Source organism: Methylosinus sp. is20ea, assembly GCF_059718135.1.
The window spans coordinates 423,456-440,116 of record NZ_AP046088.1; the positions used below are offsets into that span (position 1 = coordinate 423,456).

The window sequence follows — 16,661 nt, forward strand, 5'->3', positions numbered from 1 at the left end:
ACGCGCGCCGACGCCGTTTCGTCAATGCCCCGCCCGAGCGGCGCGAATGCGGCCGGAGCGCTCCGGCTCAGCGATGCTCGAAATGCGGCGGACGCTTCTCGATGAAGGCGGTCATGCCCTCTTTCTGGTCATGCGTCGCGAACAGGGAATAGAACAATCTGCGCTCAAAACGCACGCCTTCCGAGAGAGGCGTCTCATAGGCGCGCTCGACCGCCTCCTTGGCCATCAGCACCGCCGGCAGGGACAGCGCCGCGATCGTCTGCGCGGTTTTCAACGCCTCTTCGAGCAGCCGCTCCGCCGGCAGCACGCGCGCGACGAGGCCGCAGCGCTCGGCCTCCTCCGCGCCCATCAGCCGTCCGGTCAGGACGAGCTCCATCGCCTTGGATTTGCCGATGGAGCGCACCAGACGCTGCGTGCCGCCGGAGCCCGGAATGACGCCCAGCTTGATCTCCGGCTGGCCGAATTTGGCGGTATCCGCGGCCAGGATGAAGTCGCACATCATGGCGAGCTCGCAGCCGCCGCCGAGCGCATAGCCGGCGACGGCGGCGATGACCGGCTTGCGCGCGCGCGCCACGCCGTCCCAGCGCGACAGGAAATCGTCGAGATAGGCCTCGGCGACGGTCTTGTCGCGCAGCTCCTTGATATCGGCGCCGGCGGCGAAAGCTTCGGCGGAGCCGGTCAGCACCACGCAGCCGATTCCCGGGTCCGCCTCGAAATGCGTCAATGCGTCGGCGACCTCGCCGATCAAACGGGCGTTCAGCGCATTGAGCGCGCGGGGACGGTCGAGCCGCAGCAGCGCGACGCGTCCGTGCGTTTCGATCTTGATCGTCTCGTAATCCAAGGCAGGCCTCCTGTTTCCTCGATCATTCGGCGCGCGAAGGCGGCGTGGGCCATGCAGGACCCCTGCCAAAGCGCGCGTCAAATCTCGAAGTCGCCTTCATTCGTCTCGATCTCGCCGAGGCCGGCGGCGACCGCCTGCCCATGCAGATCGTCCAAGGTGATCTTATCGAGCTTGGCGAGCGCCTGGCGCTCGGCGTCGGCGAATATGGGATCGACCGCGAGCGTCAGCAGCCGCGGCCCCTCCCCGTCTATCGCCCCCTCCTCCGCGCGCAGAGCGACGCGCACGATCTCGCCGACATTGAGGCGGCGCCGCTCACGCGCCAGCTCATAGCCGCCGGCGGGACCGCGCACGCTTTTGAGAATGCCGGCGCGCACCAGGGCCTGCAGCATGCTCTCGAGATGCCGCGGCGGCAGATCGTGACGCGCCGCCAGCGCCCGCGACGACACCGGCCGCGAACGGCCATGCAGAGCGATGTCGAGCGCCGCCAGCACGGCGAGGCGCGCAGGACGCGGCAACAGGCTCATTCCACGCGGCCCTCGCTCGCCGCGCCGCCCTCGCCCACCCCTGTCGAGCCGAAGCCGCCCTGCCCGCGCGCGGTCTCCGTCAGCGCCTCGGCGGCCTCGACGAGCTCGACGCGCTCATAGCGCGCCACCACGAGTTGCGCGATGCGCATGCCGCGCGAGATCTCGAAAGGATGCGTGCCGAAATTGACCAGCAGAACCTTCACCTCGCCGCGATAATCGCTGTCGATCGTGCCGGGCGCGTTGAGCACGCTCACGCCGAATTCGAGCGCGAGGCCGGAGCGCGGCCGCACCTGCGCCTCGAACCCCGGCGGCAATGCAATGGAGAGCCCCGTCGGCACGAGATCGCGCGCGCCAGGCTCGAGCACCAGCTTGCCGCCCGGCGCGATCGCCGCGCAAAGGTCGAGGCCGGCGGCGCCTTCGCTGGCGTAGGCGGGCAGAGCGAGGCCTTCGCCATGCGGAAGGCGGCGGATGGCGATCTTCATCACGGCGTCTCCATCACGGCGTCTCTCCGGCGGCGAGCTTTTCGCAAAGATAGGCGAGGAGCCGCGTCGCCACCTCGGATTTGTCCAGCCGCGGCCAGGATTGGACGCCCGCGCGCGAGACGAGATGAACCTCGTTGCTGTCGGCGCCGAACACGCCGGCCGCTGCGCCCACATCATTGGCGACGATGAGATCGCAGCCTTTGCGCGCGAGCTTTTCCTGCGCATGAGCGAGCATGTCGCGCGTCTCCGCGGCGAAACCGACGACCAGCGCCGGCCGCCCGTCGCGACGCTGCGCGATGCTGGCGAGAATATCCGGATTCTCGCGCAGAACGAGCATCGGAGGCGCGCGCGAGGCGCCTTTCTTGATCTTGTCCGCGGAGGGCTCGACGCGCCAATCGGCGACGGCGGCGGCGGCGATGAAAATATCGGCGGGAAGCGCCGCCTCGACCGCCGCGAGCATTTGCTGCGCCGTCTCGACATGGCGCGTCGCGACGCCCGGCGGATCGGCGATCTCGACCGGGCCGCTGACCAGAGTGACCCGCGCTCCAGCGCGCGCCGCCGCCGCCGCTAGGGCGTGGCCCTGCTTGCCGGAGGAGCGGTTGGAGAGAAAACGCGCCGGATCGATCGGCTCGCGCGTCGGCCCGGAAGTGACGAGCACATGGCGCCCGGCGAGCGGCCCCTGCGCGGCGAAGGGGAGCGGCAAAAGCGTATTTTCCCGCAGCGCCGCCTCTATGGCGGCGACGATCGCGAGCGGCTCGGCCATGCGTCCGGGGCCGAATTCTCCGCAGGCCATCTCGCCTTCGTCGGGTCCGACGAACAGCGCGCCGTCGCCGCGCAGCGTCGCGACATTGCGCTGCGTCGCCGGATGCAGCCACATGCGCAAATTCATGGCCGGCGCCAGCAAAGTCCGCTTGTCGGTGGCGAGCAGAAGGGTCGTCGCCAGATCGTCGGCGAGCCCCTGCGCCATGCGCGCCAGAAGATGCGCCGTCGCCGGCGCGACCACGACGAGATCGGCCTCGCGCGACAGGCGAATATGGCCCATCTCCTGCTCATCGCCGAGCGAGAACAGATCCTCATAGACGCGCTCGCCGGTGAGGCTCGCGAAGGAGAGCGGCGTGACGAAGCGCGCGGCGGCGGCGGTGAGGACCGCGCGCACGCCGGCCCCGCGCTCGCGCAGCCGGCGAACCAGATCGAGCGCCTTATAGGCGGCGACGCCGCCGCCGACGACGAGCAGAATGCGCTTGCCCGGCAGAATAGGCTTGCCTGAAAGGCTCTGCGGATCGGAAAAGACCACGCGACGGCTCCGCTGGCGAGGAAGGGGCGACAGAATACTCTTTTTCGCGCCGGCCCGGAACGGGCGCCCGCGGCGACGACCCGTATTCCGGCCGGACGGCGGCAAAGCCGTATCCGTTCGCGACGCCTTGGTCTATATTCGTCGGCGCCCGCGCGCGAGGAAAGGGCGAGGAAAGGGGATGTCGGACTATCTCGACAGAGTGAATCGTATTCCGATCTCGGCCGATCTTCTCGGCGAGGTGCTGGAAATGCTGCGCTCGCTTCCCGCCGAGGAGCGCTGGGCTTCCGGCTCGCGCTCCGCCCGCCTGTTCGAGCTGCTGGAGCGCCGCGGGCTCGCCGAGACGGCGGACGTCATCGCCGTCGCCATAGACCTGCGCGTCACGGCCCTGTTACGGCTGCAGAGCGCCGACGCGCTGCGCGGCTGGACGAGCCCCGGCGGCGAGCTCGGCGCCAATCTCGTCCACCCCGATCTGTTGAAGGCCGCCGCCGCCGAGCCGCTCGTCGAGGCGGCCGACGGCGAGGCCGGCTTCGACGCCGACAGCTTCCGCCTGCGCCTGCTCGCCGGCGCGGAGGTTTATGGGCGGGCGTGAGCGGGCGGGTGATGGGGCGGTTGGGCTTCGGCTCGTGACGCATCGAGAGGCCGGCCCGGCCTTTGCCGCCCGTCGAAACCCGCGCATAGCCGTGAATCATCCAGCATTCTTCAGCCCTGCGCAGGGCTGTCCGGGACAAACCGCTTCACGATGATCTGGTCGGAACGGTCGCGCATGGCGCAGGCGTCGAACCACGCCTGCATCCTCAACAGTGTTTCCATGCTCATACCGAAAGCCTTCTCGATCCGTAGCGCCATTTCAGGCGACAAGGCCGAATTGCCGTTCACGAGGTCGGACAGCGTGGCGCGGCGCACTCCCAACACATCGGCGGCCTGCGCGATCGAAAGGTCGAGTGGCTCGAGGACTTCCTCGCGGATGAAAACGCCGGGGTGCGGCGGCCTCATGCCTATGGTCACAGCTCTGTCGGTCATTAATGATAATCCTCCAAGTCGAGGTTTATGATTTCGCCGCCATCGAGTTCGAAGGTGATGCGCCAGTTGCCAGAAACGGAAATGCTCCACGTCCCGGCCCTGTCTCCGGAAAGCTGATGTATCCGCCAACCCGGTGGGCCTTGCACACCGTCCATATTTGTCGCGGCGATAAGCGCGGTGAGGATATTGCGCGTTCGGTTGACCAGATCGGGGCGCAACTCCCTCGGGTCGTCAGTCTCGATGAAGCGCTTCAGGCCTCGGTGTTTGATGGTGCGAAGATTCATCTGCGTGCAGCGTACGGTATAACCGTACATGTTGCAAGCCTTTTCTGGGCTAATTCCGCACGCGCTTTTGCACAAATAGCAACGAAAAATAAGCCGCTTCGGACTTTGCATAGATTTCTTGTAATTCGGGTCGAGCTCGACAGAAAGCAGGTCTTGGTCGAGCACAAGCGCCCGCCCCTGCCGCCCCCGCGAAAACTCCCCTCACTCTGGCCCTTCGCGCGCGCCCGTGGCAAAGCGTGCGGCATGACGCCGAGCGATCCCCCGATTCTCGCCCCCATGGCGCGGCGGCTGCAGCTCGCCGACTATCGCTCCTACGCCGCGCTCGATTGCGCGATCGAGGCGCCGCTCGTCGCGCTCTCTGGCGAGAACGGCGCCGGCAAGACCAATATTCTCGAGGCGCTGTCGCTGTTCTCGGCCGGCAGAGGCCTGCGCGGCGCCGAGCTCGCCGATTGCGCCCGCCGCCAGGGCGCCGGCGGCTTCGCCGTCTCCATCGAGCTTTTCGCCGACGGCGTCACGACGCAGCTCGGCCATGGGCTCGAGCCGGCGCGCGGCGATCAGGGCGCGATACGGCGCTTTCGCATCGATCGCGCGCCGGTCTCCTCCGCCCGCGCTTTCGCCGATCATCTGCGTCCGCTGTGGCTCACGCCCGCCATGGACGGGCTGTTCGCCGGCCCGGCCGGCGATCGGCGGCGGTTTCTGGATCGGCTGGCGCTCAGCCTCGACGCCGAGCACGGGGCCCGCGCGGCAAAGCTCGAGCGGGCGCTGCGCAATCGCAACCGCCTGCTCGCCGATGATGCGCCCGACGCGCGCTGGCTCGATGCGGCGGAACGCGAGATCGCCGCCCTCGGCGTCGCCGTCGCCGCCGCGCGCGGCGAGACCGTGCTGCGGCTGCGCGCCCTCATCGCGCGCGAGCGCGACGACAGCTCGCCCTTTCCCTTCGCCGAGGTCACGATCGAGGGCGAGCTCGAGCGCATGCTCGGCGAGGAACCCGCGCTGCGTGTCGAAGACCAATATCGCGCGCGGCTCGCCGCCTCGCGCCGGCGCGACGCCGCCGCCGGCCGCACGCTGGAGGGGCCGCAGGCGAGCGATCTTTCCGTGCGCCACGGCCCCAAGGACGAGGCGGCGCGCGCCTGCTCCACCGGCGAGCAAAAGGCGCTGCTGACCGGCCTCGTGCTCGCCCACGCCCGCCTCGTCGCGGCCACCACGGGACGCGCGCCGCTGCTGCTGCTCGACGAGGTCGCGGCCCATTTCGATCCGCTGCGGCGCGAGGCGCTCTATGCCGAGCTCGCGCGCATCGGCGGGCAAGTATGGATGACGGGCGCCGACTCGGCGGTGTTCGCCTCGCTCGCCGGCCGCGCGCAGCTTTTGCGCGTCGTCCCGGGACGCGTCGAGCGCGCGGCATAAAGCTCGCTGGAACGAGGCTCACTGGACGCTATCGGCGGCGGTCCTAAAAAAGGCCGAATTCGAGGCCCTGAAAAGGCCGCGCCGGGGCCCGAAGGGCGAGCGGCGGCAATGAAGACGCCAACGATCGAAGAGCGCATGCGGCAGCCGAACGAAATCGATTTCTGGCGCGGCTTCGCTCTCGTCACGATCTTCATCAACCATATTCCCGGCATCGTCTTCGAGCGCTTCACCTTCCGCAATGTCTCGATCTCCGATTCGGCGGAGCTGTTCGTCTTTCTCGCCGGCTGGGCGCTGCGCAAGCTCGTCGACGGGCCGGCCAAGCCGCTGTCGGCGCGCTATCTGATCCTGCGCCTCGAGGGCCGCGCCTTCACGGTCTATCTCGCCCAGCTGGTGATCGCGCAATTGGCGATCGCTCTTCTGGCGGGCGCCTCTCTGCTGCTCGACGCGCCATTCCTGCTCGACTGGAACAACGCCTCGGCCATTTTCAGCGATCCCGTGCGCGCCCATCTCGGCCTCGTCGCGCTGACCTTTCAGCTCGGCTATTTCGACATTCTGCCGCTCTATGTGGCGCTGATGCTCGTCTCGCCGCTGATCGCGCTCGCCTATCGCCACACGCGCGCGATCTTGCTTCCGGCCTCGCTCGCCATCTGGGCCTTTGCGCTGGCTTTTGGCGTGAATCTCCCGACATGGCCGATCGAAGGCGCCTGGTTCTTCGATCCGCTCGCCTGGCAGCTCATCTTCGTCCTCGGCTTTCTGCTCGCCGGCGAGGACGGGATCGGCGGCCTCGCCCGGCGCTACAGGAAACAACTCTGGTGGGCGGCTCTGCCCATCGTGCTGCTCGGCGTCGTCGCGGCGCGGACCGATTTCGACCCCTCGCCGATCGCTCTGCCCGAGCCAAAGCTGTTCTTCGTCTTCGACAAAACCTTTCTCTCGCCGGCCCGGCTCTTGCACAGTCTGGCCCTCGTCGCCGTCTTCGCGGGCTCTTTCGGCGCGATCGCGCGGGCGCTGCCGCGCCTCGGCGATTTTCTTTCGCTTCTCGGCCGCAATTCGCTCAATGTCTTCTGCGCCGGCTCTCTGCTGAGCCTCGCCGGACAGGTGTTCCGCTTCGCCTATGGCGGAGATGTTGTAAGCGACGCTTTTATCGTTATGTTCGGGCTCGGTGTGATGGGAGCGGCCGCATGGGCTTCGGAATGGCGCGAAAGGCTGCGGGCAAAAACGTCGAAAGAGCCTGCGGCTTAGCGCTGGCCCTCACGGCGTCGCTCGCTTTCGCTCAGGCGTCCGCAGCTCAGGAATCCGCGCCGCCGGAGGCGCCGCCTCCGCTCAGCCCGGCCTGCGAGGCGCCGGCCGGCGATATCGCCGCGCCCGCCATGCTGCCGCATTTCGCCAAAGCGCTGCGCGAGCGCAAAACGGCGCGCATTCTCGCCATCGGCTCCTCCTCGACCTCGGGCGTCGGCGCCTCTTCGGAAGCCAAGAGCTATCCGGCCCAGCTCGAGGCCATTCTCGAGGGCGCGATGAAGGGCGTCGACGTCATCATCGCCAATCGCGGCGTCTCGGGCGAGGTCGCCGCCGTCACCGCCGAGCGCATCAAGAGCGAGGTGACGCGCGAGAAGCCCGACCTGCTGCTGTGGCAGCTCGGCACCAATGACGCATTGGTGCGCGTCGCGCCGGACGAATTCGAGAATACGGTGCGCTCGACGATCCGTTGGCTCAAGGCCAATGAGATCGACGTCGTTCTCGTCGGCCTGCAATACAGCTCGCGCTTCTCGCGCGACGAGGAATATTTCGCGATACGCAACGTGCTGCAGCGCGTCGCGACAGCGGAGAATGTCGCCTATGTGCGCCGCTATGACGCGATGCGCTTCATCGCGCAGAACCACGCCAATCTTCAGATGATGGCGCGCGACAATTTCCACCTCAACGATCTCGGCTATCAATGCATGGCCGAGCATATCGCGCGCGCGGTGATCGTCGGCGTGTTCGCCAAGCGCCGCCCGAGCGCAAATTGACTCCGTCGTTCCTCTATGCGCCGCGCGAGCCGATAGGACAGATAGGCGACCGCGACTCCGCCGATCGGGTCCACGGCATAATGTCCGCCTTCCGTCACCGTGCCCGCCAGCAGAGCGGCGTCGACGACGCACAAGAAATAAAAGGCCGGCCTGACCGAGCGCAGGCACAATGGCGTCAGCGCGCCGACCACGGCGTGAAACGAAGGAAAGCTCAAAAGCCCGCCGATCGTGCTGTTCTCGAGGTTCAGCGGTCCGGCCTCACGCAGCCGCGCGAGATGATCGAGCGGCGTCCGTCCGCCGAAGTGAAGCGCGTGAAACGAAGAGTCGTCGACGAGCGTGACGGCGCTCGAGGCCGGCAAAAAGGCGGCGATCACGATCGTCGCCGTGAGCGCGATCGCGAATGCGAGGAGATAGATCCGCAATTCGCCGATGCGCTCGAACGCGACGAGCAGAATTACCGGCGCGATGATCTGCGCCGCCATGGTCGCATAGGCTTCCACCAGCCACTTCGCCAGCAATGGGCGATCATCGACATAATGAACGAAGGCGAGCCAATCGACGCCGAGCCATCGATCGAGCGAGAGAAACAGCTCGTCCTGCAGCGGCATGGCGAGACGCTGCGTCGCATAGCTCGCGAAAATGCCCGCGAAAGACGTCGCCACGAGATAGATCAGCGAATAGACGAATATCGGCGCGACGCGCGAGACGAAGCTCGGCGAAGCGAAGCGACAATAGAGGTCCAGCGCGACGACCGCCAAAAGAAAAGGGCTCGGGTCTGGGAACGAAGGCAGCGTCAACCCCGTCGCTTTCTCGCCGAGATAGGCGCTCGCCACCATTGCGAAGGTGAGCCGCGCGGCGGCGGAGGGAACAGCGACGAAACGCGATCGCAGGTGATCGAGACAAAGATCGTAAAATCGGCGGGAGAGGTGACGAGACGTGCATGGAGACGTCGAATACATGCTCGAAACTCGCGCATAGCAATGATTTGGGGACGCGCCGCCAGGCACGACGACAACGTCCCAGAAAATGCCGGCTTTCGCCGACGCTCGAATGAATACTTAGGTGCCAAACTTCGGTTACATTTCGGTAAACGGCTAATTTAATTAGAACTTCCAATAATATACACGAACTCACCAGTCGATCGGCGTGCGCCCTTTCGCAACGAGATAGGCATTCGCTTTGGAAAAATGCCTGCAGCCGAAGAAACCATTGCGCGCCGAGAGCGGCGAAGGATGCGCGCTCTCGAGCACGAGATGCTTGGAGCGATCGACGCCCGCGCCTTTTTGGCGCGCGTAATTGCCCCAGAGCAGGAAGACCAGCCCCTCCCGCTCGCGCGAGAGCGCCTGCACGGCGGCGTCGGTGAAGCGCTCCCAGCCCTTGCCCTGATGCGAGCCGGCGGCGCTCTCGCGCACGGTGAGCGTCGCGTTGAGCAGCAGCACGCCCTGACGCGCCCAGCGCGAGAGGTCCGGATCGCGCGAGACCTTCCGTCCGAGATCGGCCTCGATCTCCTTGAAGATGTTCTGCAGCGAAGGGGGCGGCGCAATGTCGCGGCCGACGGCGAAGCACAAGCCATTGGCCTGGCCGGGGCCGTGGTAGGGATCTTGTCCGAGGATCACCACTTCGACAGCGTCGAAGGGGCATTCGTCGAAAGCGCGGAAAATCTGCTTGGCCGGCGGATAGACCTTGGCTCGCGCATATTCCTCGCGCACGAAATGGCGCAGCGCGCCGAAATAGGGCTGCTCGAACTCCGCTCCGAGGCGCAGCTTCCAGCTCTCGTCGATTTGCACGGGTTTGTTCATATCCGCCAAGCTAACATGCGCGCGGGTCCGGCGAGAACCAGGGCGCGCGCGCGGGGCGGGGCCGCGCTGCAAAACGGCCAAGATGATGTTTAAAACATCATCTTGGCGATGTAAAACATGTCTGCTAATATATAAAGCGTGAGCATATGAGATGATCACCGCCGCACAATTGCGCGCCGCCAGGGCGCTGCTCGGCATAGATCAGAAAAAGCTGGCCGAGCTTTCCGGCGTCTCCCTGCCGACGATTCAGCGCATGGAGGCGAGCGACGGCAATGTCCGCGGCGTGATCGAGACGCTCACCAAGGTCGTGGAGGCGCTGACCGTGGCCGGCGTCGAGCTGATCGGCGAGAACGCCCGCAGCGAGGGCGGCGGACGCGGCGTCAGAATGCGCCGCCCCGGTCCGCCCAATCCGACGACCTGAGACGACAACCGCGACGACGACCGCCGACTTCGCGCCGACGATCCCGCCGCTCCTCGCACAAAGGAGCAGATGTTGAGAGATCGACGTTTTCGCCAGCCGAGCTTCATCGAGCTGTTCACGCCCAAGCTCGTCACCATTTTGCGCGAGGGCTACGGCCTCGCCGATCTGCGCGCCGACGCCGTCGCCGGCCTCACGGTCGCGATCGTCGCGCTGCCGCTCTCCATGGCCTTCGCCATCGCCTCTGGATTGAGCCCGGACCGCGGGCTCTATACGGCGATCGTCGGCGGCTTTCTGGTCTCCCTGCTCGGCGGCAGCCGCTTCCAGATCGGCGGCCCGGCGGGCGCCTTCATCGTTCTCGTCTTCTCCATCGTGCAGCGCGAAGGCTATGACGGGCTCGCGCTCGCCACCATGATGGCGGGCGTCATCCTACTCGCCATCGGCCTGCTGCGCGGCGGCACTTACATCAAATACATCCCCTTTCCGGTGACGGTCGGCTTCACCGCGGGCATCGCCGTCATTATCTTCGCCAGCCAGCTCAAGGATCTTCTCGGCCTCGATGTTCCGCATGAGCCGGCCGCGCTGGCGCCCAAGCTCGCGGCGCTATGGGAGGCGCATGGCAGCTTCCGGCCGACGACGATCGCCGTCTCGGCGCTGGCGCTCGCCGTCATTCTCGGACTGCGGCGCTTTCGGCCGCATTGGCCCGGAATGCTGATCGCCGTCGCGCTCTGCGCCGCGGCGACGGCGGCTCTGCATCTCGACGTCGAGACGATCGGCTCGCGCTTCGGCGGCGTGCCGCAGACGCTGCCGGCGCCGGCGGCGCCCGCCTTCGATCTGGCGCGGCTGCGCGCGCTGCTGCCCGACGCCCTCACCATCGCCCTGCTCGGCGCGATCGAGTCGCTGCTCTCCGCCGTGGTCGCCGACGGCATGAGCGGGCGGCGCCATCGCTCCAATTGCGAACTCGCGGCGCAGGGGATCGCCAATATCGTCGCGCCGATCTTCGGCGGCATTCCGGTGACGGGAACCATCGCCCGCACGGCGACCAATGTGCGCTCGGGCGCCAAGGGTCCGATCGCCGGCGTGCTGCATGCGGCGTTTCTCCTCGCTTTCATGCTGGTCGCCGCGCCGCTCGCGGCCTTCATCCCGCTCGCCTCGCTCGGCGCGGTGCTCGCCGTCGTCTCCTGGAACATGGCGGAGAAAAAGGAGTTCGTCGCTCTGTTCAGAGCCTCGCGCGGCGACGCTCTCGTGCTGCTCGCGACCTTTCTGCTCACCATTTTCGAGGATCTGACCATCGGCATAGGCGTCGGCGTGACGCTTGGCGCCTTCCTCTTCCTGCATCGCCTCGCCGAAAGCGTGGAAGTGCAGACGGGCGAGAGCTTCCTCGACGAGGATCAGGCCGATGATTACGGCGGCAACCGCCCCGCCTATGACCCGGCGGCCGCCTCCGACGCGCAGGTGATGGTCTATAAGATCAGCGGCGCGATCTTCTTCGGCGCCTCGACGACGGTGAGCGCCGCGCTGGACGAGATCGGCCGCTATCCGCGCGTCTTCATCTTCGATTTCACCGATGCGCCGCTCGTCGACAGCACGGCGGCGCGCGCGCTCGAAACCTTTGTCGCGCGATTGCGGCGGGCGGGAACGCAGGTCTGCGTCGCAGGGGCGCGGCCGAGCGTGCGCCGGGCGCTGCTCTCGGCCGGCCTGCACGAGCCGGAGACGCTCTACGCCGGCACGGTCGCCGACGCGCGGCGCCGAATCTCGCCGACGCAGCCGCCGACGGATCGCGAGGCCGGGCTGACGGGCGCCGCCGTGGCCGGCCGCGCGTGACGGTCCCTGGCGCGGCAAGCTGTTTGCTTGTCGCTCCGGGCATCCTCTCACCCGCGATCCTCTCACCCGCGATATCTCATGGCGTCCGAACATTTTCCCGAGCCCGATTTCGGGCAGACCGACCCCGGCCTCGGCATTCTTCGCATGGCGGCCCTCCTCGCCGAAACGGACAATGATCCGGGCGAGGAGACGATGAATCATTTGGCCGATCAGGTCGAGAACGGCGGTCTCGCCGGCCTGGACGCGGCCGATATCTGGCCGGAGCTGCTCTTCGGCCTGTCAGGCCCGGCGCCCGGCAAGGCTTTGCGCATCCTCCGCATCTGCGGCGCGCTGCAGGCGATCCTGCCCGAAGTCGACGCTTTGTTCGGCGTTCCGCAAATATCGGAGGGGCAGTCGGAGGTCGACCTCGGCGCGCATATGCTGCGCTCGCTCGACGAGGCCGGGCGGATCGACGCGCCGCTCGCCGTGCGCTTCGCCCTGCTCGTCATGAATGTCGGCAAGGCGGATTCGCCGCGCGAGCATCTGCCGCTCCATTACAAGCACATCGACCGCGGCGGCCCGCGCATAGAGGCGATCGTCGCGCGTTTCGGCGTCCCGGCCGATTGTCTCGAGCTCGCTCTGCTGGCGCTTTCCGAATGCGAGCGCGTGCATCGCGCCTCGGAAGTGCGCGCCGGTCCCGTGGCGCAAATGCTGGAGCGGCTCGGCGCCTTCGACGCGCCGGAGATATTCGAGCGGCTGATGAGCGTCTGCGGCTGCGATTTCTCCGCCCATGCCGGGCGCGCCGGCGAGGCCTATTCCAAGGCCGTGCTGCTGGAGACGGCGCGAAACGCCTGCGCCGCGATCGAGCCCGCCACTCCAGAGGCCCGCGCCGAGGCGATCGCTCAGGCGTTCCGCTCGCAACGCTGGTCGAGCGACAGCTGAACCTCCCGCCCCGCGGCGACCTCCGCCGCTTCGCCCGGCTCGGCTCCGGCCTCGGGGAGCCGCACTTTGAAGGTGGCGCCGCCGCCGGGCGTCTCCTCGACGGAGACCTCGCCGCCGAGCAGCTCGACGAGCTCGCGGACGATCGATAGGCCCAGCCCCGTGCCGGGGGGCGCGTCATCCTTGCGCCAGAAGGGCTCGAAAATGCGATTGCGGTCGGCGTCGGCCACCCCGCTCCCGTGATCGACGACCTCGATCGCGCATTCGGACAGCACGCGAACGATCACGACGCCGCCTGCGGGCTCCGCGCGCACCGCATTGGCGATGAGATTGGTGACGATGCTCTCGACGCTCCACCGCAATCCGAGCGCCGTCACACGGCGCGACGGCGCCTCGAGCTGAATCTCGCAATCATTGTCGATCGCGATCGGCACATAATCCGCGGCGACAGACAGCACGACATCGTAGAGATCGAACTTCTGCGGCGTGATCCGCCCGCGTTCCTTGATCTGCGCGAGCAGCAGCATCTGCTCGACGATCGTCTGCACGCGCAGCACGTCCCGCTCGATCTCGAATTTGAGCGAGCCCTCCTCCATCTTGCCGACGCGCGCGCGCAAAATGGTGATCGGCGTGCGCAATTCATGGGCGGAATTTGCGGAGAAGCGCCTCTGACGGTCGACGCCCTCCTGCACCCGCGCGAATGCATTGTTGACCGCTTCGACGAAGGGTCGCACCTCCGACGGCGCCTCTTCGAGCGCGATGCGCTCCTTCAACGAGTTCACGTCGATCTTCGCGACTTTCGCCGCGGCCGCGCGCAAAGGCGCGAGGCCGCGATTGACGACGAAGAGCGCGATGAGGCACATCAACGCCCAATGGGGCAGGAAGATCATCGCCCCATAGAGCGAGGTCATATAGTAAGGCAGGAGAAAAAAGTCGCGCCATTGCAATTTCGCGCCATAGGTCGCGACTACGACCTCTCCGATCGGAGAGTTGAAAAGCGCGGTTTCCACTTTGCGCGTCGCGCCGCCGACGGGCAGATCGACGGTCGATCTAACCAGCTTCAGACGGCCGACGCCTTCGAAGGCCTCCGCCAATTCCGGCGCCGATCCCGACAGCGCCACGCCGGAGCGCGGATCGAAAGCGGCGAAATGAAAATCGGGATTGGCGGACATAAAATTCCGCAGCCCGTCGGTCATGGCGATCGATCTTACGCCATTGGCGTCTTTGCGCAGCGCCGCGACCACCATCTCGCGCACGCGGGGCCGCGTCAATTCGTCGAGGCTCTCGCTCCCTCCGTGCGCGCCCATGGCGAGAACGCCGACGATGAAAGCCGTCGGCAGAGTCAGATAGCCGAGAATGGAGCCGATGATCGCATAGACGATCAATCTCGACGAGAGCGACCGCAGCCTCATGCCCCGCGCGCTTCCCGGATGAGATAGCCTATGCCGCGCGGCGCATGAATCTCGACGCCGGCGGCCTGGTCGTTCAAACGCTGCCGCAGTCGCATGGCGACCATCTTCAGCGCGCCAATGTGCGAGAGCTCGTCCGAGCCATACACCTCTTCGAGCAGCGTCGAGAAAGTGACCGCCCGCCCCGCGCGGCGCATCAAGGCCCCCAGCAGCATCAGCTCGCGCCTGGGCACGACGAAGGGAAGCCCGCCGATGGAGGCGTTGTCCGAATTGAGATCGAAGGAGAGCCTGCCGATCGTGACCGGCGGCGCCGGATCGCCGCCCGGCCGCCGCAGGCTGGCGCGAATGCGCGCGAGCAGCTCCTCGGGCGAGAAGGGCTTGGTCAGATAATCGTCGACGCCGGAGTCGAGCCCGTCGACGCGCTCCTCGATCGAGCGGGCCGCCGTCACCGCCAGAATGCGGATTCCAGGACGAATCCGCTTCGCCTCGGCGACGATCGACAGGCCGTCCCCGTCGGGCAGGCGCCTGTCCAGCAGCATCACCGGATAATCACAGGCCTCGAGAGCGTCGGGAACGTCGGCCAGCGCGCCCACGCAATCGGGAATATAGCCGGCTCGCCGAACGCGATCGGCGATCAGCGTGGAAATATCGGGTTGATCTTCTACGATCAGAATTCGCATCGAACGATTGTTCCCATCGACTTTCGACAGAACGGCTCGCCCCGCGAGGACTGTCGATCCATTATCGAGCGCCGGGCGCTCGGCCGCAACCGAAATTGCGCGCTTGGCCCGGCCGGGAGCCGGGCGCGCCGAACTTGCTATTTCGGTGTTATCGAGCGCCGACGAGAGCGGCCGCTCTCACTCGCCGGTCTGCAACAGCGTCCCGGCGCGCCGCGCCGCGGCGAGCAGGCGCACGAAGGCGAAAGAGGCGGCGACGAACAGCGCCGCGTCCAGCGCCAGTCCATAAATCATGAGATCGACGCGCAGCGCATGGTCGACGAGAACGCCGCGCAGCCCCTCGAACACATAGGTGGGCGGCAAGGCCCAGCAGATCGGCTGCAGCCAGGAGGGCAGCACGGCGACCGGATAATAGACGCAGCCGAGCGGCTGAATGACGAACATCAGCGACCAGACGAGATTTTCCGCGCCCAATCCGTAGCGCAGCAGCAGCCCCGACACGAACAGGCCGACGCTCCAGGCGAAGATGATGAGAATGGCGAAAAACGCCACGAAAGCGAAGCCGAGCGCCCAGAGATTGAAGCCGAAGAACCATATTGCGAGGATCGTCACCGGAATCATGCCGACGAAGAGGCGAATGAGGCTCATCGCCATCATGGAGGCGACGAATTCGGCCGGCCGCAACGGACTCATGAAGAGATTGGGCAGGTTGCGCGACCACATCTCCTCGAGAAAGGAGAAGGAGAAGCCCTGCTGGCCGCGCAGCAAAATGTCCCACAGCAGCACGGCGCCGATGAGCGAGCCGGCGGCGATCGTCGAAGCGTCGGCGCCCGCGAGCCCGCCCGGCGCGCGCAGGAGATAGGTCTGCAGAAAGCCCCAGGTGAGCATCTGCACCGTCGGCCAATACATCATCTCCAGCATGCGCGGCAGCGAGGAGCGCAGCAGATAGGAATAGCGCAGGGTCATCGCGCCGACGCGCGCGAAAGAAAATTCCAAAGCCGCGCTCATGCGGCGCCTCCATTGCCGCGGCCGCGCGCGACATCGAGAAACACCTCCTCGAGATTGGCGCGGCCATAGCGCGCGAGCAGCTCGGCGGGCGAGCCGTCGTCGACGAGGCTTCCCTCCTTCAGCATCATCACGCGATCGCACAGACGCTCCACCTCCGCCATATTGTGCGAAGCGAGCAGGATCGCGCAATTGCGGCGGCGGCGGTAATCCTCGAGATGGGCGCGCACCCAATCGGCCGTGTCAGGATCGAGCGAGGCGGTGGGCTCGTCGAGCAGCAGCAGCTCCGGCTCGTTGATGAGCGCCTTGGCGAGGGCGACGCGCGTCTTCTGCCCGGCGGAGAGGCGCCCGCTCGGGCGATCGAGAAATTCTTTCAAGGCGAGATCGGCGGCCAGCTCCTCGATCTTGTCGGCGACGCCGCGCACGCCATAGAGCCGGCCGAAGACGATGAGATTCTGCCGCACGGTCAAGCGATGCGGCATGTCCACATAGGGGCTCTCGAAATTCATGCGGCCGAGGGCGTGATAGCGATCTTTCAAAAAATCACGGCCGAAGATTTCGATTGTTCCCGTCGTCGGCTCGATGAGGCCCATGACCATGCCGATCGTCGTGGTCTTGCCGGCGCCATTGCCGCCGAGCAGCCCCGTCACCGAGCCCGCCGGCAGCGCGAAGCTCAGCGGCTTCACGGCCACGGTCTCGGCGTAGGTTTTGGAGACGCCGGTGACGCGGAGGATGGGGCCATTGTCGAACGCCATT

General features: G+C 66.8%; 19 protein-coding genes. 7 read left to right on the forward strand and 12 right to left on the reverse strand.

What is annotated here, in order from left to right; genetic code table 11:
• Positions 1–67: 67 nt before the first annotated feature.
• The 4 genes from AC6IY7_RS02065 to coaBC all read right to left on the reverse strand — a co-directional run bounded on the left by AC6IY7_RS02065 (position 68) and on the right by coaBC (position 3,141).
• A complete protein-coding gene (locus tag AC6IY7_RS02065; RefSeq protein WP_497781355.1) occupies positions 68–841 on the reverse strand; it encodes an enoyl-CoA hydratase in 774 nt (257 codons plus the stop codon).
• Positions 842–918: 77 nt separating this feature from the next.
• On the reverse strand, positions 919–1,365 hold the full coding sequence (locus AC6IY7_RS02070) for an RrF2 family transcriptional regulator (protein ID WP_497781356.1): 447 nt from the start codon (positions 1,363–1,365) through the stop codon (positions 919–921).
• A complete protein-coding gene (dut, locus tag AC6IY7_RS02075; RefSeq protein ID WP_497781357.1) occupies positions 1,362–1,847 on the reverse strand; it encodes a dUTP diphosphatase in 486 nt (161 codons plus the stop codon). Before dut ends, AC6IY7_RS02070 begins: the two co-directional genes overlap by 4 nt.
• Positions 1,848–1,860: 13 nt before the next feature.
• The gene (gene coaBC / locus AC6IY7_RS02080) at positions 1,861–3,141 is read right to left on the reverse strand and encodes a bifunctional phosphopantothenoylcysteine decarboxylase/phosphopantothenate--cysteine ligase CoaBC (RefSeq protein ID WP_497781358.1); all 1,281 of its coding nucleotides are present in this window, start codon (positions 3,139–3,141) and stop codon (positions 1,861–1,863) included.
• Between the two features lie 178 nt (positions 3,142–3,319).
• Here coaBC and AC6IY7_RS02085 point away from each other — a divergent pair, with 178 nt between their 5' ends.
• On the forward strand, positions 3,320–3,730 hold the full coding sequence (locus AC6IY7_RS02085) for a hypothetical protein (protein WP_497781359.1): 411 nt from the start codon (positions 3,320–3,322) through the stop codon (positions 3,728–3,730).
• Between the two features lie 110 nt (positions 3,731–3,840).
• Here AC6IY7_RS02085 and AC6IY7_RS02090 read toward each other — a convergent pair whose 3' ends face one another.
• Both AC6IY7_RS02090 and AC6IY7_RS02095 read right to left on the reverse strand, forming a co-directional pair.
• Entirely contained in the window at positions 3,841–4,161 is a 321-nt protein-coding gene (locus tag AC6IY7_RS02090) for a HigA family addiction module antitoxin (protein WP_497781360.1), read from the reverse strand.
• A complete protein-coding gene (locus AC6IY7_RS02095; protein WP_497781361.1) occupies positions 4,161–4,475 on the reverse strand; it encodes a type II toxin-antitoxin system RelE/ParE family toxin in 315 nt (104 codons plus the stop codon). Before AC6IY7_RS02095 ends, AC6IY7_RS02090 begins: the two co-directional genes overlap by 1 nt.
• A gap of 213 nt (positions 4,476–4,688) precedes the next feature.
• Here AC6IY7_RS02095 and recF point away from each other — a divergent pair, with 213 nt between their 5' ends.
• The 3 genes from recF to AC6IY7_RS02110 all read left to right on the forward strand — a co-directional run bounded on the left by recF (position 4,689) and on the right by AC6IY7_RS02110 (position 7,855).
• On the forward strand, positions 4,689–5,849 hold the full coding sequence (gene recF, locus AC6IY7_RS02100) for a DNA replication/repair protein RecF (RefSeq protein WP_497781362.1): 1,161 nt from the start codon (positions 4,689–4,691) through the stop codon (positions 5,847–5,849).
• Between the two features lie 135 nt (positions 5,850–5,984).
• Positions 5,985–7,088: an OpgC family protein gene (locus tag AC6IY7_RS02105; protein ID WP_497782762.1), complete on the forward strand. Its 1,104-nt coding sequence runs from the start codon at positions 5,985–5,987 to the stop codon at positions 7,086–7,088.
• A 128-nt stretch (positions 7,089–7,216) separates the two neighbouring features.
• Complete coding sequence (locus AC6IY7_RS02110) at positions 7,217–7,855, forward strand: SGNH/GDSL hydrolase family protein (RefSeq protein WP_497781363.1); 639 nt, start codon at positions 7,217–7,219, stop codon at positions 7,853–7,855.
• Here AC6IY7_RS02110 and AC6IY7_RS02115 read toward each other — a convergent pair.
• Both AC6IY7_RS02115 and ung read right to left on the reverse strand, forming a co-directional pair.
• Positions 7,780–8,814 carry a phosphatase PAP2 family protein gene (locus AC6IY7_RS02115; RefSeq protein WP_497781364.1) on the reverse strand — a complete coding sequence of 345 codons (1,035 nt, stop codon included), beginning with the start codon at positions 8,812–8,814 and terminating at the stop codon, positions 7,780–7,782. The genes AC6IY7_RS02110 and AC6IY7_RS02115 overlap by 76 nt on opposite strands.
• 171 nt (positions 8,815–8,985) lie before the next feature.
• Complete coding sequence (gene ung, locus AC6IY7_RS02120) at positions 8,986–9,654, reverse strand: uracil-DNA glycosylase (protein WP_497781365.1); 669 nt, start codon at positions 9,652–9,654, stop codon at positions 8,986–8,988.
• A gap of 151 nt (positions 9,655–9,805) precedes the next feature.
• Here ung and AC6IY7_RS02125 point away from each other — a divergent pair, with 151 nt between their 5' ends.
• The 3 genes from AC6IY7_RS02125 to AC6IY7_RS02135 all read left to right on the forward strand — a co-directional run bounded on the left by AC6IY7_RS02125 (position 9,806) and on the right by AC6IY7_RS02135 (position 12,817).
• Positions 9,806–10,075 (forward strand): helix-turn-helix domain-containing protein, encoded by a 270-nt coding sequence (locus AC6IY7_RS02125; RefSeq protein WP_497781367.1) that lies wholly within the window; start codon positions 9,806–9,808, stop codon positions 10,073–10,075.
• A gap of 69 nt (positions 10,076–10,144) precedes the next feature.
• Positions 10,145–11,896, forward strand: a complete 1,752-nt coding sequence (locus tag AC6IY7_RS02130) for a SulP family inorganic anion transporter (protein ID WP_497781368.1) — start codon at positions 10,145–10,147, stop codon at positions 11,894–11,896.
• A 78-nt stretch (positions 11,897–11,974) separates the two neighbouring features.
• Positions 11,975–12,817 (forward strand): tRNA nucleotidyltransferase, encoded by an 843-nt coding sequence (locus tag AC6IY7_RS02135; protein WP_497781369.1) that lies wholly within the window; start codon positions 11,975–11,977, stop codon positions 12,815–12,817.
• On the opposite strand, the gene AC6IY7_RS02140 is transcribed toward AC6IY7_RS02135, so the two are convergent.
• The 4 genes from AC6IY7_RS02140 to AC6IY7_RS02155 all read right to left on the reverse strand — a co-directional run bounded on the left by AC6IY7_RS02140 (position 12,778) and on the right by AC6IY7_RS02155 (position 16,660).
• Entirely contained in the window at positions 12,778–14,226 is a 1,449-nt protein-coding gene (locus AC6IY7_RS02140; RefSeq protein WP_497781370.1) for a sensor histidine kinase, read from the reverse strand. The two genes, AC6IY7_RS02135 and AC6IY7_RS02140, sit on opposite strands and share 40 nt — an antisense overlap.
• Positions 14,223–14,903 carry a response regulator transcription factor gene (locus AC6IY7_RS02145; protein WP_497781371.1) on the reverse strand — a complete coding sequence of 227 codons (681 nt, stop codon included), beginning with the start codon at positions 14,901–14,903 and terminating at the stop codon, positions 14,223–14,225. The genes AC6IY7_RS02140 and AC6IY7_RS02145 overlap by 4 nt, the downstream gene beginning before the upstream one ends.
• A gap of 177 nt (positions 14,904–15,080) precedes the next feature.
• Positions 15,081–15,908, reverse strand: coding sequence for an ABC transporter permease (locus tag AC6IY7_RS02150; RefSeq protein ID WP_497781372.1), 828 nt, complete (start codon positions 15,906–15,908; stop codon positions 15,081–15,083).
• Positions 15,905–16,660, reverse strand: coding sequence for an ABC transporter ATP-binding protein (locus AC6IY7_RS02155; RefSeq protein WP_497781373.1), 756 nt, complete (start codon positions 16,658–16,660; stop codon positions 15,905–15,907). The genes AC6IY7_RS02150 and AC6IY7_RS02155 overlap by 4 nt, the downstream gene beginning before the upstream one ends.
• Position 16,661: the final 1 nt, after the last annotated feature.

What these genes read in the sequence shown, in the direction of transcription:
- AC6IY7_RS02070 (WP_497781356.1), bottom strand. Translation starts at nt 1,365, where the DNA reads ATGAGCCTGTTGCCGCGTCCTGCGCGCCTCGCCGTGCTGGCGGCGCTC.
- dut (WP_497781357.1), bottom strand. Translation starts at nt 1,847, where the DNA reads ATGAAGATCGCCATCCGCCGCCTTCCGCATGGCGAAGGCCTCGCTCTG.
- AC6IY7_RS02085 (WP_497781359.1), top strand. Translation starts at nt 3,320, where the DNA reads ATGTCGGACTATCTCGACAGAGTGAATCGTATTCCGATCTCGGCCGAT.
- AC6IY7_RS02090 (WP_497781360.1), bottom strand. Translation starts at nt 4,161, where the DNA reads ATGACCGACAGAGCTGTGACCATAGGCATGAGGCCGCCGCACCCCGGC.
- AC6IY7_RS02095 (WP_497781361.1), bottom strand. Translation starts at nt 4,475, where the DNA reads ATGTACGGTTATACCGTACGCTGCACGCAGATGAATCTTCGCACCATC.
- recF (WP_497781362.1), top strand. Translation starts at nt 4,689, where the DNA reads ATGACGCCGAGCGATCCCCCGATTCTCGCCCCCATGGCGCGGCGGCTG.
- AC6IY7_RS02105 (WP_497782762.1), top strand. Translation starts at nt 5,985, where the DNA reads ATGCGGCAGCCGAACGAAATCGATTTCTGGCGCGGCTTCGCTCTCGTC.
- AC6IY7_RS02110 (WP_497781363.1), top strand. Translation starts at nt 7,217, where the DNA reads ATGCTGCCGCATTTCGCCAAAGCGCTGCGCGAGCGCAAAACGGCGCGC.
- AC6IY7_RS02115 (WP_497781364.1), bottom strand. Translation starts at nt 8,814, where the DNA reads ATGTATTCGACGTCTCCATGCACGTCTCGTCACCTCTCCCGCCGATTT.
- ung (WP_497781365.1), bottom strand. Translation starts at nt 9,654, where the DNA reads ATGAACAAACCCGTGCAAATCGACGAGAGCTGGAAGCTGCGCCTCGGA.
- AC6IY7_RS02125 (WP_497781367.1), top strand. Translation starts at nt 9,806, where the DNA reads ATGATCACCGCCGCACAATTGCGCGCCGCCAGGGCGCTGCTCGGCATA.
- AC6IY7_RS02130 (WP_497781368.1), top strand. Translation starts at nt 10,145, where the DNA reads ATGTTGAGAGATCGACGTTTTCGCCAGCCGAGCTTCATCGAGCTGTTC.
- AC6IY7_RS02135 (WP_497781369.1), top strand. Translation starts at nt 11,975, where the DNA reads ATGGCGTCCGAACATTTTCCCGAGCCCGATTTCGGGCAGACCGACCCC.
- AC6IY7_RS02140 (WP_497781370.1), bottom strand. Translation starts at nt 14,226, where the DNA reads ATGAGGCTGCGGTCGCTCTCGTCGAGATTGATCGTCTATGCGATCATC.
- AC6IY7_RS02145 (WP_497781371.1), bottom strand. Translation starts at nt 14,903, where the DNA reads ATGCGAATTCTGATCGTAGAAGATCAACCCGATATTTCCACGCTGATC.
- AC6IY7_RS02150 (WP_497781372.1), bottom strand. Translation starts at nt 15,908, where the DNA reads ATGAGCGCGGCTTTGGAATTTTCTTTCGCGCGCGTCGGCGCGATGACC.
- AC6IY7_RS02155 (WP_497781373.1), bottom strand. Translation starts at nt 16,660, where the DNA reads ATGGCGTTCGACAATGGCCCCATCCTCCGCGTCACCGGCGTCTCCAAA.